At 72.5% G+C, this 23791-nt stretch carries 23 protein-coding genes; 12 read left to right on the forward strand and 11 right to left on the reverse strand.

Annotated features, from left to right (window positions below):
* The first annotated feature begins 22 nt into the window (after nucleotides 1-22).
* From nrdF to RWH44_RS13015, 3 genes are all read left to right on the forward strand, one after another.
* Nucleotides 23-997: a class 1b ribonucleoside-diphosphate reductase subunit beta gene (nrdF, locus tag RWH44_RS13005; RefSeq protein ID WP_074696716.1), complete on the forward strand. Its 975-nt coding sequence runs from the start codon at nucleotides 23-25 to the stop codon at nucleotides 995-997.
* Nucleotides 998-1107: 110 nt separating this feature from the next.
* Nucleotides 1108-1686 (forward strand): TetR/AcrR family transcriptional regulator, encoded by a 579-nt coding sequence (locus RWH44_RS13010; protein ID WP_316004881.1) that lies wholly within the window; start codon nucleotides 1108-1110, stop codon nucleotides 1684-1686.
* Nucleotides 1683-2831 carry a GDSL-type esterase/lipase family protein gene (locus RWH44_RS13015; protein ID WP_316004882.1) on the forward strand — a complete coding sequence of 383 codons (1149 nt, stop codon included), beginning with the start codon at nucleotides 1683-1685 and terminating at the stop codon, nucleotides 2829-2831. The genes RWH44_RS13010 and RWH44_RS13015 overlap by 4 nt, the downstream gene beginning before the upstream one ends.
* An 84-nt stretch (nucleotides 2832-2915) precedes the next feature.
* On the opposite strand, the gene RWH44_RS13020 is transcribed toward RWH44_RS13015, so the two are convergent.
* From RWH44_RS13020 to RWH44_RS13030, 3 genes are all read right to left on the reverse strand, one after another.
* Entirely contained in the window at nucleotides 2916-3842 is a 927-nt protein-coding gene (locus RWH44_RS13020; RefSeq protein ID WP_316004883.1) for a nucleoside hydrolase, read from the reverse strand.
* On the reverse strand, nucleotides 3839-4675 hold the full coding sequence (locus RWH44_RS13025; protein WP_316004884.1) for a PfkB family carbohydrate kinase: 837 nt from the start codon (nucleotides 4673-4675) through the stop codon (nucleotides 3839-3841). The genes RWH44_RS13020 and RWH44_RS13025 overlap by 4 nt, the downstream gene beginning before the upstream one ends.
* Nucleotides 4676-4806: 131 nt before the next feature.
* Nucleotides 4807-5832, reverse strand: a complete 1026-nt coding sequence (locus RWH44_RS13030) for an FUSC family protein (RefSeq protein ID WP_316004885.1) — start codon at nucleotides 5830-5832, stop codon at nucleotides 4807-4809.
* A gap of 306 nt (nucleotides 5833-6138) precedes the next feature.
* Here RWH44_RS13030 and RWH44_RS13035 point away from each other — a divergent pair, with 306 nt between their 5' ends.
* The gene (locus tag RWH44_RS13035; protein ID WP_316004886.1) at nucleotides 6139-6603 is read left to right on the forward strand and encodes a DUF3817 domain-containing protein; all 465 of its coding nucleotides are present in this window, start codon (nucleotides 6139-6141) and stop codon (nucleotides 6601-6603) included.
* A 29-nt stretch (nucleotides 6604-6632) separates the two neighbouring features.
* Here the strand turns inward: RWH44_RS13035 and RWH44_RS13040 are convergent, their stop codons facing one another.
* The 4 genes from RWH44_RS13040 to RWH44_RS13055 all read right to left on the reverse strand — a co-directional run bounded on the left by RWH44_RS13040 (nucleotide 6633) and on the right by RWH44_RS13055 (nucleotide 9491).
* The gene (locus RWH44_RS13040) at nucleotides 6633-7178 is read right to left on the reverse strand and encodes a hypothetical protein (protein ID WP_316004887.1); all 546 of its coding nucleotides are present in this window, start codon (nucleotides 7176-7178) and stop codon (nucleotides 6633-6635) included.
* Between the two features lie 167 nt (nucleotides 7179-7345).
* On the reverse strand, nucleotides 7346-8449 hold the full coding sequence (locus RWH44_RS13045; protein WP_316004888.1) for a class I SAM-dependent methyltransferase: 1104 nt from the start codon (nucleotides 8447-8449) through the stop codon (nucleotides 7346-7348).
* 55 nt (nucleotides 8450-8504) lie between these two features.
* A complete protein-coding gene (locus RWH44_RS13050; RefSeq protein ID WP_298873232.1) occupies nucleotides 8505-8654 on the reverse strand; it encodes a hypothetical protein in 150 nt (49 codons plus the stop codon).
* Between the two features lie 24 nt (nucleotides 8655-8678).
* A complete protein-coding gene (locus tag RWH44_RS13055) occupies nucleotides 8679-9491 on the reverse strand; it encodes an EI24 domain-containing protein (RefSeq protein WP_316004889.1) in 813 nt (270 codons plus the stop codon).
* 75 nt (nucleotides 9492-9566) lie between these two features.
* Here RWH44_RS13055 and RWH44_RS13060 point away from each other — a divergent pair, with 75 nt between their 5' ends.
* From RWH44_RS13060 to RWH44_RS13080, 5 genes are all read left to right on the forward strand, one after another.
* Nucleotides 9567-10397, forward strand: coding sequence for a hypothetical protein (locus tag RWH44_RS13060; protein WP_316004890.1), 831 nt, complete (start codon nucleotides 9567-9569; stop codon nucleotides 10395-10397).
* A gap of 87 nt (nucleotides 10398-10484) precedes the next feature.
* Nucleotides 10485-13010 carry an ATP-dependent Clp protease ATP-binding subunit gene (locus RWH44_RS13065; protein ID WP_316004891.1) on the forward strand — a complete coding sequence of 842 codons (2526 nt, stop codon included), beginning with the start codon at nucleotides 10485-10487 and terminating at the stop codon, nucleotides 13008-13010.
* A gap of 204 nt (nucleotides 13011-13214) precedes the next feature.
* Complete coding sequence (locus tag RWH44_RS13070; RefSeq protein WP_316004892.1) at nucleotides 13215-13913, forward strand: MmpS family transport accessory protein; 699 nt, start codon at nucleotides 13215-13217, stop codon at nucleotides 13911-13913.
* Nucleotides 13914-14158: 245 nt separating this feature from the next.
* The gene (locus tag RWH44_RS13075; protein WP_316004893.1) at nucleotides 14159-15040 is read left to right on the forward strand and encodes an LLM class flavin-dependent oxidoreductase; all 882 of its coding nucleotides are present in this window, start codon (nucleotides 14159-14161) and stop codon (nucleotides 15038-15040) included.
* On the forward strand, nucleotides 15037-15828 hold the full coding sequence (locus tag RWH44_RS13080) for an LLM class flavin-dependent oxidoreductase (RefSeq protein ID WP_316004894.1): 792 nt from the start codon (nucleotides 15037-15039) through the stop codon (nucleotides 15826-15828). Before RWH44_RS13075 ends, RWH44_RS13080 begins: the two co-directional genes overlap by 4 nt.
* 26 nt (nucleotides 15829-15854) lie before the next feature.
* On the opposite strand, the gene RWH44_RS13085 is transcribed toward RWH44_RS13080, so the two are convergent.
* The gene (locus RWH44_RS13085; RefSeq protein WP_316004895.1) at nucleotides 15855-16346 is read right to left on the reverse strand and encodes a GNAT family N-acetyltransferase; all 492 of its coding nucleotides are present in this window, start codon (nucleotides 16344-16346) and stop codon (nucleotides 15855-15857) included.
* Between the two features lie 131 nt (nucleotides 16347-16477).
* On the opposite strand from RWH44_RS13085, the gene RWH44_RS13090 reads away from it, so the two are divergent.
* Nucleotides 16478-16885: a DoxX family protein gene (locus tag RWH44_RS13090; RefSeq protein WP_316004896.1), complete on the forward strand. Its 408-nt coding sequence runs from the start codon at nucleotides 16478-16480 to the stop codon at nucleotides 16883-16885.
* A gap of 353 nt (nucleotides 16886-17238) precedes the next feature.
* Here RWH44_RS13090 and RWH44_RS13095 read toward each other — a convergent pair whose 3' ends face one another.
* The gene (locus tag RWH44_RS13095) at nucleotides 17239-18903 is read right to left on the reverse strand and encodes a RecQ family ATP-dependent DNA helicase (protein WP_316004897.1); all 1665 of its coding nucleotides are present in this window, start codon (nucleotides 18901-18903) and stop codon (nucleotides 17239-17241) included.
* 187 nt (nucleotides 18904-19090) lie between these two features.
* On the opposite strand from RWH44_RS13095, the gene RWH44_RS13100 reads away from it, so the two are divergent.
* Complete coding sequence (locus RWH44_RS13100; protein ID WP_316004898.1) at nucleotides 19091-20635, forward strand: ATP-dependent DNA ligase; 1545 nt, start codon at nucleotides 19091-19093, stop codon at nucleotides 20633-20635.
* Between the two features lie 4 nt (nucleotides 20636-20639).
* Nucleotides 20640-21266: a hypothetical protein gene (locus RWH44_RS13105; RefSeq protein WP_316004899.1), complete on the forward strand. Its 627-nt coding sequence runs from the start codon at nucleotides 20640-20642 to the stop codon at nucleotides 21264-21266.
* 296 nt (nucleotides 21267-21562) lie between these two features.
* Here RWH44_RS13105 and RWH44_RS13110 read toward each other — a convergent pair whose 3' ends face one another.
* Nucleotides 21563-22423: an NYN domain-containing protein gene (locus RWH44_RS13110; RefSeq protein WP_316004900.1), complete on the reverse strand. Its 861-nt coding sequence runs from the start codon at nucleotides 22421-22423 to the stop codon at nucleotides 21563-21565.
* A 293-nt stretch (nucleotides 22424-22716) separates the two neighbouring features.
* Nucleotides 22717-23700 carry a Gfo/Idh/MocA family protein gene (locus RWH44_RS13115; protein ID WP_316004901.1) on the reverse strand — a complete coding sequence of 328 codons (984 nt, stop codon included), beginning with the start codon at nucleotides 23698-23700 and terminating at the stop codon, nucleotides 22717-22719.
* Nucleotides 23701-23791: the final 91 nt, after the last annotated feature.

Raw genomic sequence — 23791 nt, forward strand, 5'->3', positions numbered from 1 at the left:
CGATCAAGGACACAGGAACGACATGGCTGAGAAGCTGCAGTTGCTGAACCACGTGCAGGCCATCAACTGGAACCGCATTCAAGACGACAAGGACCTCGAGGTCTGGAACCGTCTCGTGAACAACTTCTGGCTCCCCGAGAAGGTGCCGCTGTCGAACGACATCCAGTCGTGGAACACGCTCACCCCCGAGGAGCAGACGCTCACGATGCGCGTGTTCACCGGGCTCACGCTGCTCGACACGATCCAGGGCACGGTCGGCGCGGTCTCGCTCATCCCCGATGCGATCACTCCGCACGAGGAGGCCGTCTACACGAACATCGCGTTCATGGAGTCGGTTCACGCCAAGAGCTACTCGTCGATCTTCTCGACGCTGTGCTCCACGAAGGAGATCGACGAGGCCTTCCGCTGGTCGACCGAGAACGAGTTCCTTCAGAAGAAGGCGCGCATCGTCATGGATTACTACCGTGGCGATGACCCGCTCAAGCGCAAGGTCGCCTCGACCCTGCTCGAGTCGTTCCTGTTCTACTCGGGCTTCTACCTGCCGATGCACTGGTCGAGCCGCGCGAAGCTCACCAACACGGCCGACCTCATCCGCCTCATCATCCGCGACGAGGCCGTGCACGGGTACTACATCGGCTACAAGTTCCAGCGCGGACTCGAGACCGTCGACCAGGCCCGTCGCGACGACATCAAGGACTACACGTTCTCTCTGATGTACGAGCTCTACGACAACGAGGTGGGCTACACCCAGAGCCTCTACGACTCGGTCGGCCTGAGCGAGGACGTCAAGAAGTTCCTGCACTACAACGCCAACAAGGCGCTGATGAACCTCGGCTACGAGGCGATGTTCCCCGCCTCGGTGACCAACGTGAACCCGGCGATCCTGTCGGCGCTCTCGCCCAACGCCGACGAGAACCACGACTTCTTCAGCGGGTCGGGTTCGTCGTACGTCATCGGCAAGGCCGAGGCGACCGAAGACGACGACTGGGACTTCTGAGTCCCCTCTCCGCGAAGGCCCCGCATGATTCGACGTGCGGGGCCTTCGTCGTCGGTGCGACCCTCTCCTATGGCATGAAGGTTAAAACCTAATACCTATAGGATGGGTGTATGCACCGCGCCCCGCTCACCCCGCGATCCGTCATCCGCGCCGCGGCCGACCTCGCCGACGCCCACGGTCTCACCGAGGTGACGCTCTCCGCTGTCGCGCGCGACCTCGACGTGCGCACCCCGAGCCTCTACAGCCACGTGCGCGATCTCGCGGCGCTCCGCGACGGGATCACCGTCCTCGCGCTCGGCGAGCTGGGCAATCGCGCGAGCGACGCCGTGGCGGGTCGCGCCGGCAAAGACGCCCTGCGCGCGCTGTGCGATGCGCACCGCGACTACGCGCGCGCCCACCCGGGCCGCTGGGAGAGCCTGCAGCGCCGGGCCGGCGAGGCCGCCGTCCGCAGCGACGAGGCAGCCCGGTCCAGTCGGGCTCCGGCGGCGGTGCTGCGCGGTTATGGCATCCCCGAGAGCGACCGCGTTCACGCGATCCGTCTGATCGGGTCGTTCCTCAACGGCTTCCTGCACCTCGAGCACATCGGGAGCTTCGCGCACAGCGCCCCGCCGGCGGACGAATCCTGGGTGCTGCTCATCGACCGCCTCGACGGTCTCCTGGCCCACTGGCACACGAAGGACGAGACATGATCACCACGCCCCTGACTCTGGACCTTGTGCGCGGCGGTGCCGAGCTCGAAACGGTCGAGCGCGGCCTGCGCCTGCACCGCCTGCCGCTTCCGTACCGCGGGCGGGAGGCGGACGGGCAGCTGACGATGGTGGAGCGGCAGCCGTCCGGCATCCATCTGCGTTTCCGTACGGCGGCCACCGTCGTCGCTCTGCGACTGCACGCCACGCGGGTGTCGTACCGCGGTCTCGATCGCGCGCGTGGTCAGGTCGACGTCCTGGTCGACGGCGTCCTCGTGCGGCGTCAGCGCCTCGACGACGGCGACGCGCTCGAGCTCGATCTCGCAACCGGCGGGGCGACGCCTCGGCCCGGTAGCGCCGACGTCGTGACGGTCGGCGATCTCGCTCCCGCCGAGAAGACCGTGGAGATGTGGCTGCCGCACAACGAGCAGATCGATCTCGTCTCGCTGGAGTCCGACGCGCCGCTCGCCCCGATCGACGACGCGCGGCCGGTGTGGGTGCACCACGGCAGCTCGATCAGCCACGGCTCGAACGCCGCGGCGCCGACCGAGATCTGGCCCGTCGTCGCGGCCCGCGCGGCCGGGGTGCAGCTGCACAACCTTGGCTTCGGCGGCAGCGCCATGGTCGACCCCTTCCTGGCCCGGGTGATCCGGGATCGGGATGCCGACCTCATCAGCGTCAAGCTCGGCATCAACGTCGTGAACGCCGACGCGATGCGGGTGCGCGCCTTCGTCCCGGCGGTGCACGGGTTCCTCGACACGATCCGCGAGGGACACCCCGACACGCCGCTGCTGGTGGTGTCGCCGATCTTCAGCGGCATCCACGAGAAGACGCCGGGTCCGGGGGCATTCGACCCGGAGAGCCTGCGCGCGGGCGCCGCGCGGTTCGTCGCGACAGGGTCTCCCGACGACGTCGCGCGGGGCGCACTGACGCTGGAGGTCGTGCGCGATCTGCTCGCCGCCGTCGTGGCTGCCCGCTCCGACGATCCCGCGCTGCACTACCTCGACGGTCTTTCGCTGTACGGCGCCGACGATGCGCGGGCGCTGCCCCTGCCCGACGGCCTGCACCCCGACACGGCGACGCACCGGCTGATCGGGGAGCGGTTCGCCGCGGCGGCGTTCGGCGCCGACGGCCCTCTGACGACCTGACCCTGGCGGCCTCGGGCGCCGACGGACCGCTGCCGGCCTGTACGCCGCGTCAGTCGGTGAGCAGGCCTGTCGCGGGCCAGCGGGTCACGCGGGCCACTCCCGCGACTCAAGCCGTTCGAGCAGCAGCTCGACGGCGGACCCCTCCATGCCGCGCACCCAGCGCTGCGTGTCCGACCCGCGCGACGAGATCGTGCGCCCGCGTTCGCCGCGCTCGAGGCGCACCTCGACCTGTCCGGAGGTCACGCTGACGCCGCGCAGCGCTCCCGCGGCGACCATCGCGGCGAGAGGGTCGTGCAGGGCGCACCGGCGGTCGGGGAAGACGCGGCCGGCGTAGAAGTCGAGGTACAACGGCAGCATCGCGGCCAGAGCCTGCGGCAGGGCGCCCGGGATCGCTTCGAGGCGCACGAGGTCCGTCTCGTCGAGCGTCTGCGTCATCGTGACGTCCAGCGGCACGAGCGTGGTGTCCCAGTCCTGCGCGAACACCACGGCCGCCGCCTCGGGGTCGTTGTGGATGTTGGCCTCGGCCCACGCCGTCACGTTGCCCGAGTGCGCGAAGGCGCCGCCCATCACCACGAGGTGGTCGAAGGGCGCGACCCCGGGCGCCTCGGCGTAGGCGGCGAGGTTGGTGAGCGGGCCGAGGGCGAGCACGGTGAGATCCGGATGCCGCCTCGCCAGGTGGTCGATGAGCTCGACCGCGGGTCGCGCGTCGTGGGCCCGGGCGGCGGCGGTCAGCGAGATGCCGCCCACGCCGTCGTCCCCGTGCACGTGCGGGGCCCCTCCGGCGTAGGCCCGACCGCGGAAGTCGTGCGCACCGACGGCGACCGGGATGTCGTGCACCCCGGCGAGCTCGAACAGCGAGAGCGTGTTCGCGGCGGCACGAGCGGCATCCGTGTTCCCCGACACCGTCGTGACGCCGACGACCTCGACGGCCGGTTCGGCGAGCAGGTAGGCCAGGGCCAGTGCGTCGTCGATGCCGGTGTCGCAGTCGACGAGGATCGGGCGGCGGCTCACGCGTCGACCCCGTAGGTGTCGAGGTGCGAAAGGCGGGGCTGCGAGGCGGGGTCGGCGACCGCGGCGGCCCCCACGGCGCACGCGCGAACGAGGGCGGTCTCATCGGAGTCGCCCCGCAGCAGACCGCACACGAGAGCCGCGCAGAACGCGTCGCCGGCACCGACGGTGTTGACGACGGTCGTGGCGACTCCGGGGGTGGATGCCGCGAGCTCGCCGTAGCGGTACAGGCGCGCTCCCGCGGCGCCGAGCGTCACGCACAGCAGTGCCACCCCGTGCACCTCGGGCAGCTGGGCGTATTCGGTCTCGTTGACGATCACCACGTCGCACTTCTCGAGCACGCCGGGCGGAAGCGACCGGGCGGGGGCGGCGTTGACGGCCAGGAAGCTCGCGGCGCGCGCGGCGGCGGTCACGACGGCATCCGATACCTCGAGCTGCAGCAGCACGGCGCTGTCGGGCTCGATGCCCAGGTGCGTGGCGTCGATCTCGGCGTTCGCCCCCGGGCACACGACGATCGAGTTCTCACCGGTCGCATCGACGACGATCAGCGCCGTTCCCGTGGCGGCAGACGCGGTCTGCACCGCGGAGGCGTCGATGCCGTCCGCCGCGAGCTGCGCGCGGATCCCGCGGCCGTCGAGATCGTCGCCGACCGCACCGATCAGGCGTACGGCGGCGCCGAGGCGAGCGGCGGCGACCGCCTGATTGGCGCCCTTGCCGCCCGGGCCGCGCTGGAGTACGCCGTCGGCGACGGTCTCGCCCGCGGCGGGTGCGCGACTCACGCGCGCGGTGAGGTCGACGTTGATCGCGCCGACGACGGTGAGGGAGGGGGAGGGCATTCGCGGGTCCTTTCGGAGTCAGTGCGGCAACGCGAACACGGATGCCGGAATGATCCCGCCGTCTCGGCCCGCGCTGATGCGACCGGCCGCGTCATGTCCGAGTCGGCGGGGGGAGGGAACACTCATCGTCGTCATCCTCGCGCTCCGCGGCGGCGGATTCCGGCCGACACGATCGCCACCACCGTGCCGACAGCGACGCCGATGACCGTTTCGATCACGCGATCGCGCAGCAGCATCTCGGGCGAGGCGGGGGAGGCCAACGAGATCATGAGCAGCGCGAGCGGGGTGATGAAGAGCATCGCGATGCCGTAGTTGCGTCCGACGAACAGCTCGGCCCCGGCCTGCAGCACGACCGCGACCACGATCACGAGCCACGGCGGCAAGTGGAGGGCGAGCAGGCCCGCCGCGATCAGCACGCCGAGCAGCGTGCCGACGAGGCGCTGGACGCCCCGGATCAGGCGCGCGGTGACGTGCGCACCGCCGACCGCGGCGACCGCACCGACCATCGCCCAGTACCAGTGCGTACCCACGAGCAGCGCCCCCGCGAGGCCCGCGAGCAGTGCTGCGGCGCCCACGGTCGCCGTCATCTCCCACGCCACCGCGCCGATCGGCGGCCGGGGACGGGTCGGACGCGCCCACGATCCGCGGCGCGCCAGCACGAAGACGGTCGTGACCAGCAGGCTCCAGGCCACGCTCGCCCCGCCGACGACGACCACGGTCGCGAACGTCGACGCGGTCGCCGGGAAGCTCGCGGTGGCTCCCGCGGCGAACACCGCGAAGAGGGCCCCGGGCGGATGCCACTGGGCGCGGTAGGCGAAGAGCGTGACGATCGCGGCGAGCACGGCGACGACCGCGACACTGACCAGGGCGGGGGTCGACAGGGCCGACAGGGCCGTGCCGACGAGCATCGAACCCACGAGGATCACCCCCGCCGTCGCCTGCATCCGCACACGGGCGCGCGGGGCATCGGTGCGGCCGTAGAGGGCGGCGAACGCGCCGAAGCTGGCGTAGACGGCGAGGTCGAGGCGGTTCAGCAGCAGGAGGACGACGAGCGGGACGCCGACGCTGAGCACGGCGCGTATCGCGACCCGGTGGTCGCCCCGGTGGGGCCCGACCCGGATGACGCCGGTCCACACGCGTCCCCGGGATTCCGCCACCCCTCCAGCCTACGCGCCGGGCCGGTGGCATCCGTCCCGGGATCGTCGCGTCGCGGCCGAGGCATCCGCGCGTCGATCCGGTGGGGTCGAGGGATGGATGCCGACCGCGAGGGATCCCCGATCGAACCGAGCCCCGAGCTCGACCCGACGACGGCTGCCGAGGGGGAGCGTTCCCGACCCGAGCCGGGACGGCGACGATCGGCCGATCGAGTCAGGCCCGCCGGGACGTCTCGACGTCGAAGGGTGGCCGGGTGAGTCGCTCGGCCCTTCCGTAGGGTGGGAAGCCCCGACCGACCGAGGAGAGACGTGTTCCGCACGCCCCTTACCCTGTTCCGCACCCTCGCGATCGCCGAGGCGATCTCGTGGACGCTGCTCATCGCCGGCCTGATCCTGCGGGCCACGGCCGACCTGCCGATCGCGGTGTCGATCGGCGGCGGCATCCACGGGTTCGTCTTCCTCGCCTACGGCGCGACCGCCGTGCTGGTGGCGCTGAACCAGCGCTGGGGCGTCGGACCGGCCGCGATCGCGATCGTCAGCGCCGTCATCCCCTACGCCACGGTCCCGACGGAGATCTGGCTGCACCGCACGGGACGCCTGCGCGGCGCCTGGCGGCTCGACGAGACGTCGGATCCGCGCGACCGCCGCCCGATCGACCGCCTGCTGCGGTTCTTCCTCCGCCGGCCCGCGGTGCTCGCCGTGGCGCTCGTCCTCGTCGTCGCGATCGTGTTCGCCGTGCTGTTGATCGTGGGTCCTCCCGGCGGCAAGGGCTGACGGCACGTCGCGCCCCGTCGTGGGGCGTGTCAGCGGACGTGGATGCGCACGCTCGCGGGAGCGATGCGGCACGTCGCCAGGAACGTCGTGACGGTGCCCGAGACGGTCGCCGCGGCGCGTCCGACGCCGAGGAGCACCACGAGGCTGCGGCGCGCGCGCTGGGTCGCGGCGTGATCGACGAAGCGGTGCACCGAGTCGCCCGTCCGACCGGCGGTCGTCACGTCGAGCTCGACGCCGAGCACCGGTCCGGTGATCGACTCGACGCGCCACTGGACCGTGACGACGCCGCCGCCGCGACTGGTCATGACCAGGGTCGTCGTGCCGCATTCCTCGCCGCCGACCTGCTCCGTGCGCAGGGGCTGGGATGCCGGGGTGGTGTCGGCTCCGCAGAGGGCGATGCCGTGCAGGCGGGCGTACTCGCGACCCGTCGCCGTGATGCTCGAGCAGTCGGCGAGGGCCGGCGTCGACACGGTCTGGTCGAGCGGGTCGGCGCGGATGTCCGCCCTGGCGGGCGCGGGGCCGATGAGCAGGGCAGCGACGACGGCGAGAGAGGTCGTGACGGCGCGCACCCGCATGGTCGTCCACCTCCTCGTCGAGCGTCCTCGAATCTACGCCGCGGCGTGCACGTCCGCCACGGCCGGCGCGCGGGCGACGACTGAGGTGGGACGGGCGCGTCCGACGCGTGCACGCGCTGCTGCCCCGACGCGCGCGAGACGCTCCCGCTGCGCCGATGCGACGCGGGTCACCGCCTCGTCGACACCGTCACGGTGAACTTGCGGTCGCGGGCGACCTGGCGGGTGGGGCCGACGATGCGCTCGAGGGCGGGGCGGTACTGCAGGGCGGAGTTCCACACGGTCCACAGCTCGCCGCCCGGGCGCAGCACGCGCGCGGCGTCGGCGAACATGCGCGGGGCCAGACCGTCGGCGAGGGCCGCACCGGCGTGGAACGGGGGGTTGAGCGCGATGAAGGAGCTGCTGGCATCCGGTCTCGCCCCCAGCACGTCGTCGCGTTCGACGCGCACGCGATCGGCGACGCCGTTGGCCGCGGCGGTCGCGCGGGCCGAGGCCACGGCGACCGCCGACTGGTCGCACGCGAGGACGTGCAGAGCGGGATGCCGCGAGGCCAGGGCCGCCGCCACGACCCCCGTTCCGCACGCGAGGTCGATCGCCTCATCGCCGCGAGGGGCGGGCAGATGGGCGAGCAGCAGGCGGGTGCCGATGTCGATCGAGGCCCCTGCGAACGCGCCGCCGAAGGCGCGGATGCGGATGCCGTCGATCTGCGCCTCCTCGGGAACCGGGACGGCGCCGTCGTGGGGCCCTCGGGCGAGGAGCACGCGCGACTTCTGCCGGGCGTGCGAGACGTCGACCCGGTCGAAGTGCCGGCGGAGCACGTCGTTCATGGCGACCGTCATGTGCTTGATGCGCCCACCCGCGAACACCTGCACCCCGGGGTCGGCGTGCAGGGCGATGAGTCCGGCCGCATCGGCCAGTGCCCGCAGCGAGCGAGGCAGTCGCATCAGCACGACGCGCGCACCGCGCAGCAGCTCGTCGTCGAGCGGGAGGGAGGTGAAGGCGTCATCGAGCCCGGCGTCCGCGGCGTTCGCGGCGAGTGCCCGCTCGCCGAGCAGCTCGTCCTGGTGCACGCGGATGCCGCGGGCCCCCGAGTTGGCCGAGGCCAGGGTGAGCGCGCCGTGCGTGTCGCCGATGACGACCAGGGCGCCGACGGGGAGGTCGGCGCGGGCGGCGGCCGATTCGTCGAGGATCAGGCGGTCGGCGGCGTCGACGGCCACGAGGTCGGGACCCTCGAGGTCGGGGCGGCGACGGAGGGCGTCGAACGAGAAGGGCACCGTGCAACGGTACCCGGCGGCTCGGCGCCGCTCACGCGGACGCCGAGCGGAAGGCTTACCGCGTGCCGAAGTGGAAGGGCAGGGCCAGCGACGCCGTCACCAGCAGGATGCCGAGGGCGAAGAACAGCGCGGGGGCCGCGAGCGAGAACGACAGTCCCGTCAGCAGCATGCCGCCGACGAACAGGATGAGCGAGACGATGAACATGAAGATCCCTTCGGTCGCTCCAGGCTATCGTGCCGCGTCGCGGGAACGGTTCGCGCCCGTGGCGGGTTGCGCGCCGGGCGCATCGGCATCCGCTGCCGGAGGGGACGACGCGGCGGAGCCGAGGGCGGCGTGCACCCACAGCGTGCTGCCGGCGACGGCGGCGGGCATGACCGCCACCGCACCGAACGGCACGAGGAAGCAGAGCTGGGTGGCGGCGCCGAAACCCAGCGCGCGGGCGCGGTGCGCGCGGATGACCGCGCGACGCGCTCGACGGTCGAGGCCGCGCGCCGAGAGGGCCCGCGAGGTCAGCTCATCGGCCAGCAGCCAGCCCGTGAGCGTGACGCCGGCGACGAAGCCCAGTGCTCCGCCGACGAAGGGGATGAGTCCGAGCAGCCACGCGACGAGGGCGGCCGGGATGCCGCGGAGGATGAGCAGGGCGCTGTCGCCGACCGCTCGCCAGAAGCCGTAATCGGCCTCGGGGACCTCGCCCGTGGCGCTGCGCTCGGTGGCGCGCCAGATGCGGTCGTAGAACGGCTCGCCGACGGCGAGGGTGACGGCGGTGAACGAGACCACGGCCAGCAGCAGAGCTGCACCGAACGACGCGACGCCGATCGCGGTGCGCAACGCCCCCGCCCAGAACGGCGCCCACCCGTCGGCGAAGGGCGTCCAGTCGTCGACGAGGCCGGGTAGGACGAGACCCCACGCCACGAGGGCGCCGCCGAAGACGAGCCCCACCAGCGTGCCGGGGATGAGACCGAGGGCCATGGCGCCCGGGGTGCGGCGCCACTGGCCCAGCCCGCGCACGAGCAGGCCGGCTCCGGCGAGGAATTCGCGCATGCGGGCAGTCTTCCAGACACCGCCGACACCGGCCGGGCGCCCGACCGTGTCGGCGGCTCCTGCCAGGATGCGGGTATGCGCATCCGCACGACCTCGACCCAGCGCACGTACCGGTACGTGCGGCTCGCGATCATCGGGGCGACGGCGTTCCTCGCGGTGGGTGTGGGGATCGAGGTGGTCGGGGGAGGGGCGCTGCCGTCGGTGAGCGCGGCGTACTACACGCCCGCCGGCCCCGTCTTCGTCGGGGCTCTGAGCGCCATCGCCCTCGCCCTGCTCGCCCTGTCGGGGCGCAGCCTCGAGCAGGGACTGCTCGACGTCGCGGCGGTGCTCGCGCTCGTGATCGCCTACGTCCCGACCTCCGTCTCGTGCGGAGCCGCCGCGCCGTGCGTGCCGATCGCCGTGCGCGAGACGGTGGCGAACAACGCCGGGGCGGTGGCATCCGTGGTCCTTCTGGGGGTGGCGGTCGCGCTCGTGCTCGCGCGCGTGCAGGGCACGCTGACTCGCGGGGTGGTGGCCACGGCCGCGGTGGTCGTGGCGATCGTGCTCGGGGGCATCGCCTGGGCGTCGGCGGCACCCGAGGCCTTCCTCGCGCGCGCGCACGAGGTCGGGGCCGTCGCGTTCTTCGTTCTCATCGCCGTGGTGGCGGGGCTGGCGGCGTGGCGGCCCCGGGCGGGGCGGGTGGCGCGGAGCCGCCTGCGGGTGGCCTACGCGACAGTGGCGGCGACCATCGTGCTGACCCTGGTGCTGCTGGTCGTCGGCGTGCTCGCGGGCGCGGAGCAACGCGGCATCCCGGTGGTGCTGGTGGGGGAGTCGGTCGCGCTGGCGCTGTTCGCCGTGTTCTGGATCGTGCAGACGGTGGAGCTCTGGGACGAGGTCGACCCGTCGCTCGGAGCGGCTCGGGAATAGCCGATCGGGTGACGCGTTGAACTTGATACGACGGTGCTCAAGTTGCAGACTTGAGTCAACCGCACTCACGTATCACAGGAGACGGAATTGCCCGAAGACTTCACCCCCGGCGCCGGAGAAGACGGCGCCCAGTCGTTCGACGAGTTCCTCGCGCGCTACCTCGCGGGCGAGCAGGCACGCGCCGAGCGGTCCATCGACCTGAGCCGCTTCCTCAGCGCCCGCACCCAGGACGCGCTGCAGGCGGCGGGGCGGTTCGCCCTCGGACGCGGCCAGCGTGAGCTCGACGCCCTGCACGTGCTTCACGTGCTCGTCGGCCGCTCCCCGGCCAAGGATGCGGTCGCGCGCCTCGGCGCCGACCCCGCGGCCATCGCCCGGGCCGCCGAGAGCCGTCTGCCCGCGGCCGGTACCCCCGCCCAGGTCGACGGCGCGGTCGTCGCCGGTTCGGTGCAGCGCGCGCTGTTCCACGCCTTCCAGGTCGCACGTGCCGCGGGCTCCACCTACGTCGACCCCGACCACCTCTTCTTCGCCCTCGTCCTCGCGCAGGACGCCCCCGCCGGGCAGATCCTCGCGCAGACCGGAGTCACCGCGGAGGCCCTGACCCAGGGCGTGCGCGAGACGGTCGTCGGCGGTGACGAGACCGAGGCCCAGGCCGAGTCGGCATCCACGACTCCGAACCTCGACCGCTTCGGCACCGATCTCACCGCCCGCGCCGCGGCGGGCGAGCTCGACCCCGTGATCGGGCGCGCCGACGAGATCGAGCAGACCATCGAGATCCTCAGCCGTCGCACGAAGAACAATCCCGTGCTGATCGGCGAGGCCGGCGTCGGCAAGACCGCCGTCGTCGAGGGGCTCGCACGCGCGATCGTCGCGGGCGAGGTCCCGGAGCAGCTGCGCGAGACGCGCGTGGTCTCGATCGACCTCGCGGCGATGCTCGCCGGCGCCCGCTACCGCGGCGACTTCGAGGAGCGTCTCACCCAGACGATGGACGAGATCTCGGCATCCGACAAGCTCGTCGTCTTCATCGACGAGGTGCACACGCTCGTCGGTGCCGGGGGCAGCGGCGACGGGTCGATGGACGCCGGCAACATCCTCAAGCCGCGTCTGGCGCGCGGCGACGTGCACCTGATCGGTGCGACCACGCTCCGCGAGTACCGCACGATCGAGAAGGACCCCGCTCTCGAGCGGCGCCTGCAGCCCGTGCGCGTGGGCGAGCCCTCGATCACGGATGCCGTGCAGATCCTGCGCGGGCTGCGGTCGGCGTACGAGCAGCACCACGCCGTCACCTACACCGACGACGCCCTGCGTGCCGCGGTGGAGCTCAGCGACCGCTACCTCTCGGAGCGCGTGCTGCCCGACAAGGCGATCGACCTGATCGACCAGGCCGGCGCGCGCCTGCGGCTGAAGCTCGGCGTGACGGTCGACACCTCGGCGCTGCTCGAGCGTCTCGCGAGCCTCGAGGCCGAGAAGAACGCCGCGGTCTCGGCCGAGCACTACGAGGAGGCCTCGCGGTTGCGCGACGAGATCGCGGCGGTGCAGGCGCGCCTCGACGAGGCGACCAGCCGCCCGAGCGCTGCGGCCGTGGTCGACGAGCCGGAGATCGCCGCGGTGATCAGCCGCGCGACCGGCATCCCCGTCGCGCGCCTCACCGCGACCGAGCGCGGCCGCCTCGCCGAGCTCGAGACCGAGCTGCACGCGCGCGTCGTCGGACAGGACGACGCGGTCGCGGCCGTCGCCAAGGCCGTGCGCCGCAACCGCACCGGCATGGGCGATGAGAACCGTCCGGTCGGCTCGTTCCTCTTCCTCGGGCCTACGGGCGTCGGAAAGACCGAACTGGCCAAGGCCCTGGCCGGATCCCTCTTCGACGACGACGGCGCCGTGATCCGCTTCGACATGAGCGAGTTCGGCGAGCGCCACACGGTGTCGCGCCTGATCGGTGCCCCTCCCGGATACGTCGGCTACGACGAAGCCGGTCAGCTCACCGAGCGCGTGCGCCGCAACCCCTACGCCGTGGTGCTGTTCGACGAGATCGAGAAGGCCCACCCCGACGTGTTCACCCTGCTGCTGCAGGTGCTCGACGACGGTCGCCTCACCGACGGCCAGGGGCGCACGGTCGACTTCCGCAACACCGTGATCGTGATGACCTCCAACCTGGGTGCCGAGGTGCTGGCATCCCGCTCCGGGGCCATCGGCTTCACGACCACGGGGCGCGAGTTCGCCGACGACGACCTGCGCGACCGCGTGATGGGCAAGCTGCGCGAGGCCATGCGGCCGGAGTTCCTGAACCGCATCGACGACATCGTGCTGTTCCGCAAGCTCGAGAAGACGCAGCTGCGCGAGATCGTCCGGCTGCTGCTGGGCGCGACCACCCGTCGGCTCGCCGCGCGCGAGGTCGCGCTGGAGGTCACGGATGCCGCCGTCGACCGCCTGGCCGAGGTGGGCTACGAGCCCGAGTACGGCGCCCGGCCCCTGCGCCGCGTCATCCAGCGCGAGATCGACGACCGCATCGCCGACCTATTCGTCTCCGGCGCCCTGAGCGACGGTGCGACGGTGACCGTGGATGCCACGCCCTCGGGCTTCGTGGTGATGCCCGTCGTGCCGGCGCTCGCCGCCTGACCCGCGTTTCGACGCCCCCGGTGCTGCGGCGCCGGGGGCGTCTGTTCAGGCATGTGCGTGAGGGCGGGCGCGTCGCGTCCTTCCCGCCGGGGCCTCCGCGACGGGCGAACTTTCCTGCGAAATTACTATGTATCGAATGTGAGCCGCTAGCGTCGTTTCGAGCCCGCCCATTGGGGGTCGCGGGCCCGAAACGAAAGAATCATCATGAGCACCTCTGTACCCGCGTCCGCGCCTGCTCCGGCGGCTCCGTCACCCAAGCAGAAGAACGGCGTCGGCCTCGCGTCCCTGATCGTCGGCGCTGTGGCGGTGGTTTTCGCCATCATTCCCATCATCAGCTTCATCGCGTGGTTGCCCGCGCTCGCCGCGATCGTTCTTGGCATCGTTGGACTCGTCCTGAAGAACCGCGTGCGCGGCTTCGCGTGGGCGGGACTCGCTCTCGGTGTCGTCGCGTGGATCATTGCGATCGTCGTATCGGCCGTTTCCCTCTTCGGTGTCGCCGGTGCGGTCAGCGAGAGCATCGAGAACGCTACCGTCGCACCGATCACCCCGGTGGAGGAGTCCTCCGGCGACGGAGCCGCCGCCGAGGCGGCGCCTGTCGCCGGGGGTAACCTCGTCTACGAGGTCACCAGTGACGCGGCGACCGTTTCCAACGTCACCTACCTGACGGCGGACTCGACGGGCAGCTCGACCAAGCAGGATGTCGATGTCGCCGCGCCGTGGAAGACCGAGTTCGCCGTCGACGACGCTGGCATGTTCGACTTCTCGGTCTTCTCGCTGGTGGCTCAGGCCGATGAAACGGCCACGTCCGTCTCGTGCAAGATCACGTTCAACGGCGAGGTCATCTCCGAACAGACCTCGACGGGACAGTTCGCCGTCGTCACCTGCTCCGGCTCGACCCAGTGATCTGAGACGACGCCCCCGGTGCTGCGGCACCGGGGGCGTCGTCGTCGGTGGACACGGTTGTGTCGTTATGTCGTTGTGCCGTCCTGCGGAGGTGGGGGTCGTCGTGCCCGCGTCCGCGGCTCCGTGGCGGCGTGTCATCGTCCGACTCCACAGGACGGAGGAACGGAAGGGCCGAATGCCGCGGGCGGAATGCCGGATGCCGCCAGCCCTGCCGCGATGTCGGAGGTTCGGGGCAGAGTAGACCCATGAGTCGTATCGGCACGATCTTCAGCCCGTACCCGCATCCGCCCGAGGAGCTGCGCGACGCCGCTCGTGCTGCCGAAGACGCCGGTGTCGAGGAGCTGTGGCTCTGGGAGGACTGCTTCCGTTCCTCCGCGTGGGCGGCTGCGGCCGCGGCCCTCGCCGTCACCGACCACCTCCGTATCGGCGTCGGCATCGCGCCGCTCCCGCTGCGCAACGTCGCCGCCTCCGCGATGGAGGTCGCGACGATCGAGCGCATGTTCCCGCAGCGGCTCCTGCCGGGCTTCGGGCACGGCGTGCAGGACTGGATGCGACAGGTCGGCGCGAAGGCCGCGTCGCCCCTGACGCTGATGCAGGAGCAGCTCCCGGCCCTGCGCGCACTGCTGGCGGGTGAGACGGTGAGCGCCGAGGGGCGGTACGTGAAGCTCCGCGACGTCGCCCTCGACTGGCCGCCGGCGACCGCTCCCATCGTCTACGCGGCTGCGGAGGGGCCCAAGACGCTCGCTCTTGCGGGCGAGGTGGCCGACGGCGTGGTGCTCGACAGTCGTCACACCGTGGCCGAGATCGCCGCCGCGGTCGAGACCGTGCAGACCGCGCGCCGCGCCGCCGGCCGCGAGGGCCGGGCCGACGTCGTGGCCTACGTGCTCACCGCCTTCGGCCCCGACGCACACGATCGTGCGACCGCCGTGCTGCACGACCGGCCCGACGCCGCCGACCGCGTGCTCGCAGGCTCCGTGTCCGAGGTCGCCGAGGGTGTCGCGCGATTCCAGGCGGCGGGCGTCGACGACGTGGTGCTCCTGCCCACCGACGACGTCGACCTCCGCGTCTTCTTCTCGGCGGTGGGTCAGGTCGCGGTCGCCTTGCCCGACGCCGGGGGCGTGTCGTGACCCGCGGCGCCGTCTCGCTCGGCGTCGCCGGGTCGCTCGGCCCCGACGCGATCGCCCGGATCGCCCCCGAGGTCGAGAAGGCCGGCTTCCACACGCTGTGGGTCAACGACACCCCCGACGGCGACGCCCTCGCGGCGCTCGCCGCGGCCGCGGGCGTGACCGAACGGCTGCACCTGGCGACGGGCGTCGTGCCCGTGGATCGCCGGCCCGCGTCCGCGATCGCCGCCGATGCGGCATCCCTGTCGCTTCCGCTCGATCGCGTGACGATCGGCATCGGTTCGGGCATGGCGCGCCAGGGGGCGCTCGCTCGCGTGCACGACGCGACCGAGGAGCTCCACGCGGCAGGTCTCCCGCGCGTGCTGGTCGGAGCGCTGGGCCCGAAGATGCGCCGCCTCGCCGCCGAGCGCGCCGACGGCGTGCTGCTGAACTGGGTACCGCCCACCGAAGCGGCCGAGCAGGCGGCCGCCCTGCACGCGATCACGCCGACGACGCACGTCGCGGTCTACGTGCGCACCGCCATCGACGCCGCGGCACGCGAACGCCTCGAGGCCGAGACGGCGCGCTACGCGTCGTTCCCGAACTACGCCGCGAATTTCGCACGGATGGGGGTGGATGCCATCGACACGACCATCCGCGATGTCGCCGAGCTCGGCGATGCCCTCGACGCCTACACCGCCGCCGCCGACGAGGTCGTGCTGCGCGCGATCGTGCCCGACGACACGGTCGAGGCCTACGTGGACTTCGCGCGGCGGACGGCACCGAACCCGGCGGGAGGCGGAGGGGCGTGATCTGACGGGGGGAGACGCCCTCCGGATCAGCGAACGAGGCGTACCGTCTCCTTCATCGGTCCGAACGACGACTGCGCCCCATCCGCGACGAAGCCGTTGCGGCGGTAGAACGCGCGAGCGCGGGGGTTGTCGGCGGCCACCCACAGTGAGGCCGGCCGTTCGCCCAGGACCGCGTCGAGGAGTCCCTGCCCCGCCCCGGTCCCGTGGGCCGCCGCGAGCACGTAGATCATGGTCAGTTCCTCCGGTCGCACAGCGTCGTCATCCGGGGTCTCCTGAACGGCGGCGAATCCGACGATGCGCTCTCCGGCGACGGCCACCACGGTCGAGAAGACGGCATCGGCGAGATTGGTGCGCCACATGCCGATCCGCGGCTCGACGGCGAACCACGGATTCGTCTCCGGATCCTCGACGAACCGCCCGTACGTCTCGCGCCACGACGTGGCGTGCACGATCGCGATGCCCTCGGCATCCTCGGGCCTGGCCGGACGAATGGTGATGTTCGACTCCGCGGGCGTCATGGCGCGAGCCTAGAAGACCCGGGCGCGAGTCGCCCACGGGCGCGCGCCTCTTCGCCTGGGCGGGCGGGCGTTCCGAGCCTCGATCCCTCGCGATCGACCCCGCCCCGCGACCACGGTGGCAGACTGACCGGATGCCACGACGTCGACGTCTCACCCTCCGCTCGGTCTCGCGCGGGGTGCTGGCCCTGCTGCTGGTGGCGGCCGGTGCCGGTCATCTCACGTGGGGGCGTCGCGGTTATCGCATCGTCGTTCCGGGGTGGGCGACGCTTCTGCTGCACACCGACAAGGACGCCATCGTCGTCGCATCCGGAGCCGTGGAGGTGGTGCTCGGTGTCGCGCTGGTCGCCCTGCCGGCCGAGCGTCGGCGCATCGGGGCGGCGATCGCCGCGTTCTTCATCGCGGTGTTCCCGGGCAACGTGCACCAGTGGCGCACCGGCCGCGCGGCGCCGGGACTCAACACCGACCGCTCGCGCTTCCTGCGCCTGTTCCTGCAGCCCCCGCTGGTGGCCTGGGCGTGGTGGGCGACGCGGGACCGCTGATACCCGGCGGTTCCTTCGCGAGACGATCAGAGTGTCGCCGGACGCTCTCGCCGTCGCACACGGACCATGTCCCACTCGTAGTCGGTTGGAGGCGCGCTGACCCGCCATATGTGGGACACACACCGCTAGAAATGGGACATGGTCGGCGTTCCCCCGCCTCGCGCCGCTCCGCACAGCACAGCACACCCGCCGCCACTGTGCCGCCTCCGTTTCCGCCACGGCCCCGCTGTCCCGCGCCGCCGCGCCGCCCGCATCGCGCCGCGCACCCGGCCGCCACTGTGCCGCCTCCGCCACGGCCCGTCTCCCGGCAGCTCTGCAGCGCTGACGCGCCCCGCGCCCCGCTGCTCTGCGCCTTACGCCGCCTCGCCCAGCCCCAGCACGCCGGTCTCGAACGCCGCGCGCGCCAGAACCTTGTAGCCGTGCTCGGGGAAGAACACGGTGAGGCGGTCCTCCTCGACGCCCATGACCGTGCCGGTACCGAACTCGCCGTGGTGCACGGCGGAGTCGATGCGGATGCCGTCGGCGTCGGCCGCAGCGGCATCCGGTGTCTCCGTCTCGACGGGCGCCGGGGCGGTGGCGCTCGCGTCGCAGCGGTCGCACGATCCGCACTGCGCGGGGGTCTCGACGCCGAAGTACTCCAGCAGTGCGCGACGGCGGCAGTGCGAGGTCTCGGCGTAGCCGCGCATGATCTCGATGCGCGAAGCGCGGATGCGCTCCTCGGCCTCGTCGCGGTCGCGCACCGCCTTCACCGCGTCGCCGGCCGATGCCTTCGTGCGCGCCGACACCCCGTCGGGGCCCGACTCGGCGAGCTCGCACGCCACGAGCTGGTTGAGCACGCGACCGATGGCGCGGGTGGAGCGGCCCGACGACTCGGCGATGTCCTTCGCGCGCAGCGGCTTCTTCGACCGCCGCAGTTCGTCCCAGACACCGGCCACGTCGGCGCGCTTGCTGTGCCCGCCGGCGAAGAACGAGCGCAGCGAGAAGTCCTCGGCGCGGTAGTGCAGGATCGCGCGAGCGGGGCGGCCGTCGCGCGCCGCGCGGCCGATCTCCTGCGCGTACGAGTCGAGCGACTCGGTCACGTCGGCGTGCACGACCAGGCGCACGTCGGACTTGTCGACGCCCATGCCAAATGCCGAGGTGGCCACGACGACGTCGAGGTCGCCGGCGCTCCACGCGGCGTGCACCTCGTCGCGGCGCTTCTGCGCCATGGCGCCGTGGTAGGGCGCCGCCCGCAGGCCGAGCTCGGCGAGTTCGTCGGCGTACGCATCGGTCTCCTTGCGGGTCGCCACGTACAGCAGCGTCGGGCCGTCGGCATCCTGCACGTCCGAGATCACGGCGCGGCGCTTGTCGTCGTCGTGCTCGTGGCGGCGGACGGCCATGTGGATCTCGGGGCGGTCCATTCCGCGCACCTCGAGGTGCGGGTCGCGCATGCCCAGGCTCGAGACGATGTCGTCTCGGACGGGGGCGGATGCCGTGGCGGTCAGCGCCAGCACCGGGGGGTGGCCCAGGGCCTCGATCGCGTCGCCGATGCGCGCGTAATCGGGGCGGAAGTCGTGACCCCAGGCCGAGACGCAGTGCGCTTCGTCGATCACCACGAGGCGCACGTCGGCCTTCGCGAGCCGGTCGAACACCTCGCTGTTGGCCAGCTGTTCGGGGGCGAGGAAGGCGTACACCGCGTCGTCGCCCTCGATGGCCGTCCACGCGGCGCGCTTCGCACGAGCGCTCGTGCGGGAGTTCAGCGCCACGGCGGCGGGAGCATCGGGAGCGCGGTCGATCGAGTCGATCTGGTCGCGCTGCAGGGCGAGGAGGGGCGAGATGACCACCGTCACGCCGCCGAGCTCGCACCCGGCGATCTGGTACACCGCCGACTTGCCGGCGCCCGTGGGGAAGACGACCAGGGTGTCGCGTCCGCCGACCACCGCGTCGATGGCCTCGGCCTGGCCCGGGAGCAGTTCGTCCCACCCGAAGACCTCACGGGCGGTGCGGGCGGACTGTTCGAGGGTGGCGGGAGCGTTCACGGGGGCCTCATTCCTAGGGGGAAGGTCATCCAGCACACCCCAGGGAGCGCGCGACCATCCGGGGGTTGCGGGCGGGGCCGACGTATGGTCTGCGACGCGAGCGCCGCGCGGCCCTGGGCGGTTGGCATGCGCGGGGCGCGCGCGCAAGCGCCGCGGCGATGTCGGAGGGGGATGCCAGGATGCCGACATGCTCTTCGGCGACATCGAGACGGCGCTCGCGGCGGTGACCGGCACCCGCTCGCGCTTGGCCAAGGTCGACGCCCTCGCGGGGCTGCTGCGCGGACTCGCGCCCGACGAGATCGTCCCCGCGGTGGGAATCCTCACCGCTTCGCCGCGCCAGGGTCGGCTCGGCGTGGGGTGGAAGACCCTGTCGAATCGCGGGGGAGCGCACGCCGATGCCCCGTCGTTGACCGTCTCCGATGTCGACGGCGCGTTCGACCGGCTCGCGGCCCTCGGCGGCAGCGGGTCGGCGGCGCAGCGCACCGCCCTGCTCGACGAGCTGGCCGGCCGCGCGACGGCGTCGGAGTGGCATCTGCTCGTGCGGGTGATGACGGGCGAGCTGCGCACGGGCGCCCTCGAGGGCGTGCTCGTGGATGCCATCGCCCGGGCCTCCGATCGCGACGGCACCGCGGTGCGGCGCGCCGCCATGCTCTCGGGCGACCTGGGCGAGACCGCTCTCGTCGCCCTCACGGGCTCGGACGCCGATCTCGACGCCGTGGGGCTCGTCGTGGGCCGCGGCGTGCAGCCCATGCTCGCGTCGACCGCGACCTCCGTCGCCGAGGCTCTGGCCGTGGCGGGACGCGCCTCGGTGGAGTACAAGCTCGATGGGGCGCGCGTGCAGGTGCACCGTCACGGCGACGAGGTGCACGTCTACACCCGCACCCTCGCCGACGTCACCCATCGCGTGCCCGAGATCGTGGAGGTCGTGCGGGCACTGCCCGTCGAGGCGGTGATCCTCGACGGCGAGACGCTGTCGCTCGACGACGACGGTGCCCCTCGCCCCTTCCAAGACACCATGGCGCGGTTCGGGGCCGAGGCCGCGCGCGAGATCGCCCTGCGACCGTGGTTCTTCGACATCCTGCACCTCGACGGACGCGACCTGGTCGATGAGCCCCTCGCGGCACGCCTCGACGCGCTCGAACGGGTGGCGGCGGCATGGCGCATCCCGGCCGTGGTGACCGACGACCCCGATGCCGCCGACGCTTTGGCGCGCGACGCGCTGGGCGCGGGTCACGAGGGCGTGATGATCAAGGGACTCGACGCGGCCTACACCGCGGGCCGGCGCGGCAAGAGCTGGCTCAAGGTCAAGCCGGTGCACACGTTCGACCTCGTCGTGCTCGGCGTCGAGCGCGGGTCGGGTCGCCGATCGGGCTGGTTCTCGAACCTCCACCTCGGTGCGCGCGACCCCGACGGGGTCTTCGGCGAACCGGGCGGGTTCGTCATGGTCGGCAAGACCTTCAAGGGCCTCACCGACGAGCTGCTGACCTGGCAGACGGCGCACTTCGCCGAGCGCGAGACCGGTGAGATACCGGGTGGTATCCGCGTCGTGCCCGACACCGTCGTCGAGATCGCCATCGACGGCGTGCAGCGATCGGTCCGCTACCCCGGTGGAGTGGCTCTGCGCTTCGCCCGGGTGAAGGGCTACCGCTCCGACAAGCCCGCGGCCGAGGCCGACACGATCGACACCCTGCGCGCGCTGCTCCCCGGCGGCGGCGCGACGACGGAAGGATGACGGCATGAGTCTGGCCCCTTGGCTCGACGGCGAGCTCGGATACCGCAGCTTCGGTACCCCCGGCGCTCCGCGCGTCGTCGTCGTGCTGCGCACCGGAGATGTCGCGATGACCGATCCCGACGCCCGCGTGACCTCGTCGTTCGATGTGCGCGTCGTCGCGGTCGGCCTCGACGCCCCGGAGCTGGAGGACCCTCCCGTCTTCGGCGGCCAGACGCCCGCCGGACTCACCGTCGAGGCGCTCCGCGCGCTGCTCGACCGCGAGGCTCCGGGCACGCGGGTGGGGCTGGTCGGCGAACGGTCGGCGGGGCCGATCGCGGTCTACCTCGCCGCGGCGATGGGCCCGATCGTGGACCGCCTCGCGATCGTCGGCGTCGAGAGCCCGGTCGATCCGCTCAGTCGCGACCTGCGCACCCCCCTCCTCGACCAGCTGGATGCCGAGGTGCTCGTCGTCGTGGGCGGCGAGGGGCCCGCGGACGCCGACGACGCGCGGTGGTACGTCGACCGCATGCGCGTGGCCGAGATGGCGGTCGTCCCCAGCGACGAGATCGGCTCCGTCAACGGCCACGTCACCCTGACCGCGGTCTGGGAGCGGGTGCTCGCTCACGTCGCCCCCGGCGCCGAGCGTCGCTGACCCGCCGCGCCCTCACGTCGCACCGCTGTGCCCTGGCCAAGCCTCGACCGCGCCGCGCCGCTGCGCCCTCACGTCGCACCGCTGCGCGCGGGCCAGGCCACGACCGAGCCGCGCCGCCGCGCCCTCACGTCGCACCGCTGCGCGCGGGCCAGGCCACGACCGAGCCGCGCCCCCGCACCGTCCTCGAGTGTCCAAGACACCCGGTCGTTCTCCGCGGGCATCCGGGTGTTCCGGAGGCCCGATCACGAAACGACCGCCGGGTCCGGCCGCGTCGAGGCGACCCGGCGCCGTCTGCCTCAGCCCCGCGAGAGGGCGCGGACCTGCACGACGTTCGACTCCTCGTCGACCTCGACCTGGTCGGTCTGCGCCTTCAAGAAGTCCGAGAAGCTCCGGAACCCGAGAGCCTTCTCGCTGAACGACGGGTCGAGGCGCTTCATGAGGTCCTTCACCGCCGAGGCGTGCAGCCACTCCCCGTCCGCGCGCTCGGCCTCGAGCTGCATCGCGCGGTCGAGCAGGTCGACCGCCGGGTCCTTCGAACGCTTGCGCGCGCGGGGGCGTGAGGGCGCGGCATCCTTCTTCGTCTCGGCGAGCTTCGGGATGCCGGGCAGCGAGTCGTACGCGTCGAACCGGTCGCACGCCGCGGCGAGCGACTTCGCCGTCGAGCCCGCCACACCGACGCCCACGAAGTACCGGCCCAGGCGCTTCACGCGCTGGGCGAGCGGGACGTAGTCGCTGTCGCCCGCGACGATCACGACGTGCGTCAGGTCGGGGAGGCGGAACATGTCCTCGACGGCATCGACCGCGAGACGGATGTCGGCGCCGTTCTTCGCGTATGCCGCCGCGGGGAAGAGCTGCACGAGGTCGACGGCACGGGCCACGAGTTGCGAGCGGTACTCGGCGTTCACCGGGGCCGACCAGTCCGCGTAGGCGCGGGTGAGCACGAGGGTGCCGAACGACGCGGCGTAGTCGATCACGGCGCCCACGTCGATCGTCGCCTTGGTGAGGCGCTCCGCGATCTCGGGCTCCATGGGGTTCTCGGCGATCTTCTGCCGGTCGCGCGAGTACGCGTTGCGCCCGTGAACGCGGTCGTACCACGACATCACGATGTTGTCGAAGTCGAGGTACACGGCGACGCGGGCGGTCTGGGTATCGGGCATGCCCCCCAGTCTGACCGCTCGCGGCCCCTCGCGGGTAGCCGCGCCACGATCCGGCATCCGTCGCGAAGGCCCCGTTGCGCGGGACGACATGACCACCGGAGCCAAGAAGACCCCCCGGATGCCGCCGAACCGGGACCGACGCGGACCGGCGAGGCTTCGCACCGACGCTCACGCCGCCCGGGCTCCACACTGCGTCGCACGCGAACGCGCACGCCCCCGGCGACGCCCCGCGAGAACACGACGCCCCGCCCGACCACGGGGGCCGGACGGGGCGGAGGACGGTCGGTGCGGGCTCAGCGCTCGCCGGGGTACACCACGCCGATCTGGCGACGCACCTCGTCGAGCACGCCCATGATCGCGACGGTCTCGTCGATCCCCAGCACGTCGCTCGAGATCGCGCCGTCGGCGACGAGGCGCTCCGCCGCGAGGGCCTGGAACTGCATGCCGCGCCCCTCGATCTCGCTGGCGAACTCCTCCACGACCGTGCCGTCGGAGGCGATCACCCGGAACGAAGTGGGGGTGTACCAGACGCGGTCGATCTCGATGCGGGCCTCGGTGCCCACGACCTGCGCGGTGTCGGCCCCGGCCGCGCGCGACGACGACACCGTGGTCGAGATGGCGCCGCCCTCGTGCACGAACATGGTCGCCACTTCGGCGTCGCTGCCGGCATCCGAGATCCGGGCGAGCGCCGAGACGCGCTCGGGCAGTCCCAGCACGTCGACGGCGAACGAGATCGGGTAGATGCCGAGATCGAGCAGGGCACCGCCGCCGAGGGCGAGGTCGTTGAGGCGGTGCGCGGGGTCGGTCGAGATGCGCTGCGTGTGGTCGGCGGCGACGACGCGGATCTCGCCGAGCGTGCCGGCGGCGACGATCTCGCGGATGCGCACCATGTGCGGCAGATACCGCGTCCACATCGCCTCCATCGCGAGAAGGCCCTTCTCGGCCGCCTTCTCGCGGATGGCCGCCGCTTCGGCCTCGTTCAGCGTGAACGGCTTCTCGACCAGCACGTGCTTGCCGTGGTCGAGGGCGAGCAGCGCGTTCTCCACGTGCGAGGGGTGCGGGGTGGCGATGTAGACGATGTCGACGTCGGGGTCGGCCACGAGCTCTTCGTACGAGCCGTGAGCGTGCGGGATGTCGTATCGCGCGGCGAACTCGCGCGCGCTGTCGATGCGGCGCGAGCCGACGGCGGTGACGTCGAGGCCCGCGGTGCGCAGGTCGGAGGTGAAGGCGTGCGCGATGCCGCCCGTTGCGAGGATGCCCCAGTGCAGTCCGGTCATGCGCTCCACCGTATCCGTGCGCGAGCCGCCCGGGCGCGGGCGGGACGTTCCGCGCACTCCGCGTCGACCGCTGCGGGGGAGGACTGCCGGC

Source organism: Microbacterium phycohabitans (genome assembly GCF_032464935.1).
GTDB classification, from domain to species: Bacteria; Actinomycetota; Actinomycetes; order Actinomycetales; family Microbacteriaceae; genus Microbacterium; species Microbacterium phycohabitans.

Coding starts and splice junctions, on each gene's coding strand:
- RWH44_RS13010 (WP_316004881.1), top strand. CDS start 1,108: ATGCACCGCGCCCCGCTCACCCCGCGATCCGTCATCCGCGCCGCGGCC.
- RWH44_RS13025 (WP_316004884.1), bottom strand. CDS start 4,675: ATGCCCTCCCCCTCCCTCACCGTCGTCGGCGCGATCAACGTCGACCTC.
- RWH44_RS13090 (WP_316004896.1), top strand. CDS start 16,478: ATGCCACGACGTCGACGTCTCACCCTCCGCTCGGTCTCGCGCGGGGTG.
- RWH44_RS13085 (WP_316004895.1), bottom strand. CDS start 16,346: ATGACGCCCGCGGAGTCGAACATCACCATTCGTCCGGCCAGGCCCGAG.
- RWH44_RS13110 (WP_316004900.1), bottom strand. CDS start 22,423: ATGCCCGATACCCAGACCGCCCGCGTCGCCGTGTACCTCGACTTCGAC.
- RWH44_RS13050 (WP_298873232.1), bottom strand. CDS start 8,654: ATGTTCATCGTCTCGCTCATCCTGTTCGTCGGCGGCATGCTGCTGACG.
- RWH44_RS13070 (WP_316004892.1), top strand. CDS start 13,215: ATGAGCACCTCTGTACCCGCGTCCGCGCCTGCTCCGGCGGCTCCGTCA.
- RWH44_RS13015 (WP_316004882.1), top strand. CDS start 1,683: ATGATCACCACGCCCCTGACTCTGGACCTTGTGCGCGGCGGTGCCGAG.
- RWH44_RS13040 (WP_316004887.1), bottom strand. CDS start 7,178: ATGCGGGTGCGCGCCGTCACGACCTCTCTCGCCGTCGTCGCTGCCCTG.
- RWH44_RS13100 (WP_316004898.1), top strand. CDS start 19,091: ATGCTCTTCGGCGACATCGAGACGGCGCTCGCGGCGGTGACCGGCACC.
- RWH44_RS13055 (WP_316004889.1), bottom strand. CDS start 9,491: ATGCGCGAATTCCTCGCCGGAGCCGGCCTGCTCGTGCGCGGGCTGGGC.
- RWH44_RS13105 (WP_316004899.1), top strand. CDS start 20,640: ATGAGTCTGGCCCCTTGGCTCGACGGCGAGCTCGGATACCGCAGCTTC.
- nrdF (WP_074696716.1), top strand. CDS start 23: ATGGCTGAGAAGCTGCAGTTGCTGAACCACGTGCAGGCCATCAACTGG.
- RWH44_RS13060 (WP_316004890.1), top strand. CDS start 9,567: ATGCGCATCCGCACGACCTCGACCCAGCGCACGTACCGGTACGTGCGG.
- RWH44_RS13115 (WP_316004901.1), bottom strand. CDS start 23,700: ATGACCGGACTGCACTGGGGCATCCTCGCAACGGGCGGCATCGCGCAC.
- RWH44_RS13075 (WP_316004893.1), top strand. CDS start 14,159: ATGAGTCGTATCGGCACGATCTTCAGCCCGTACCCGCATCCGCCCGAG.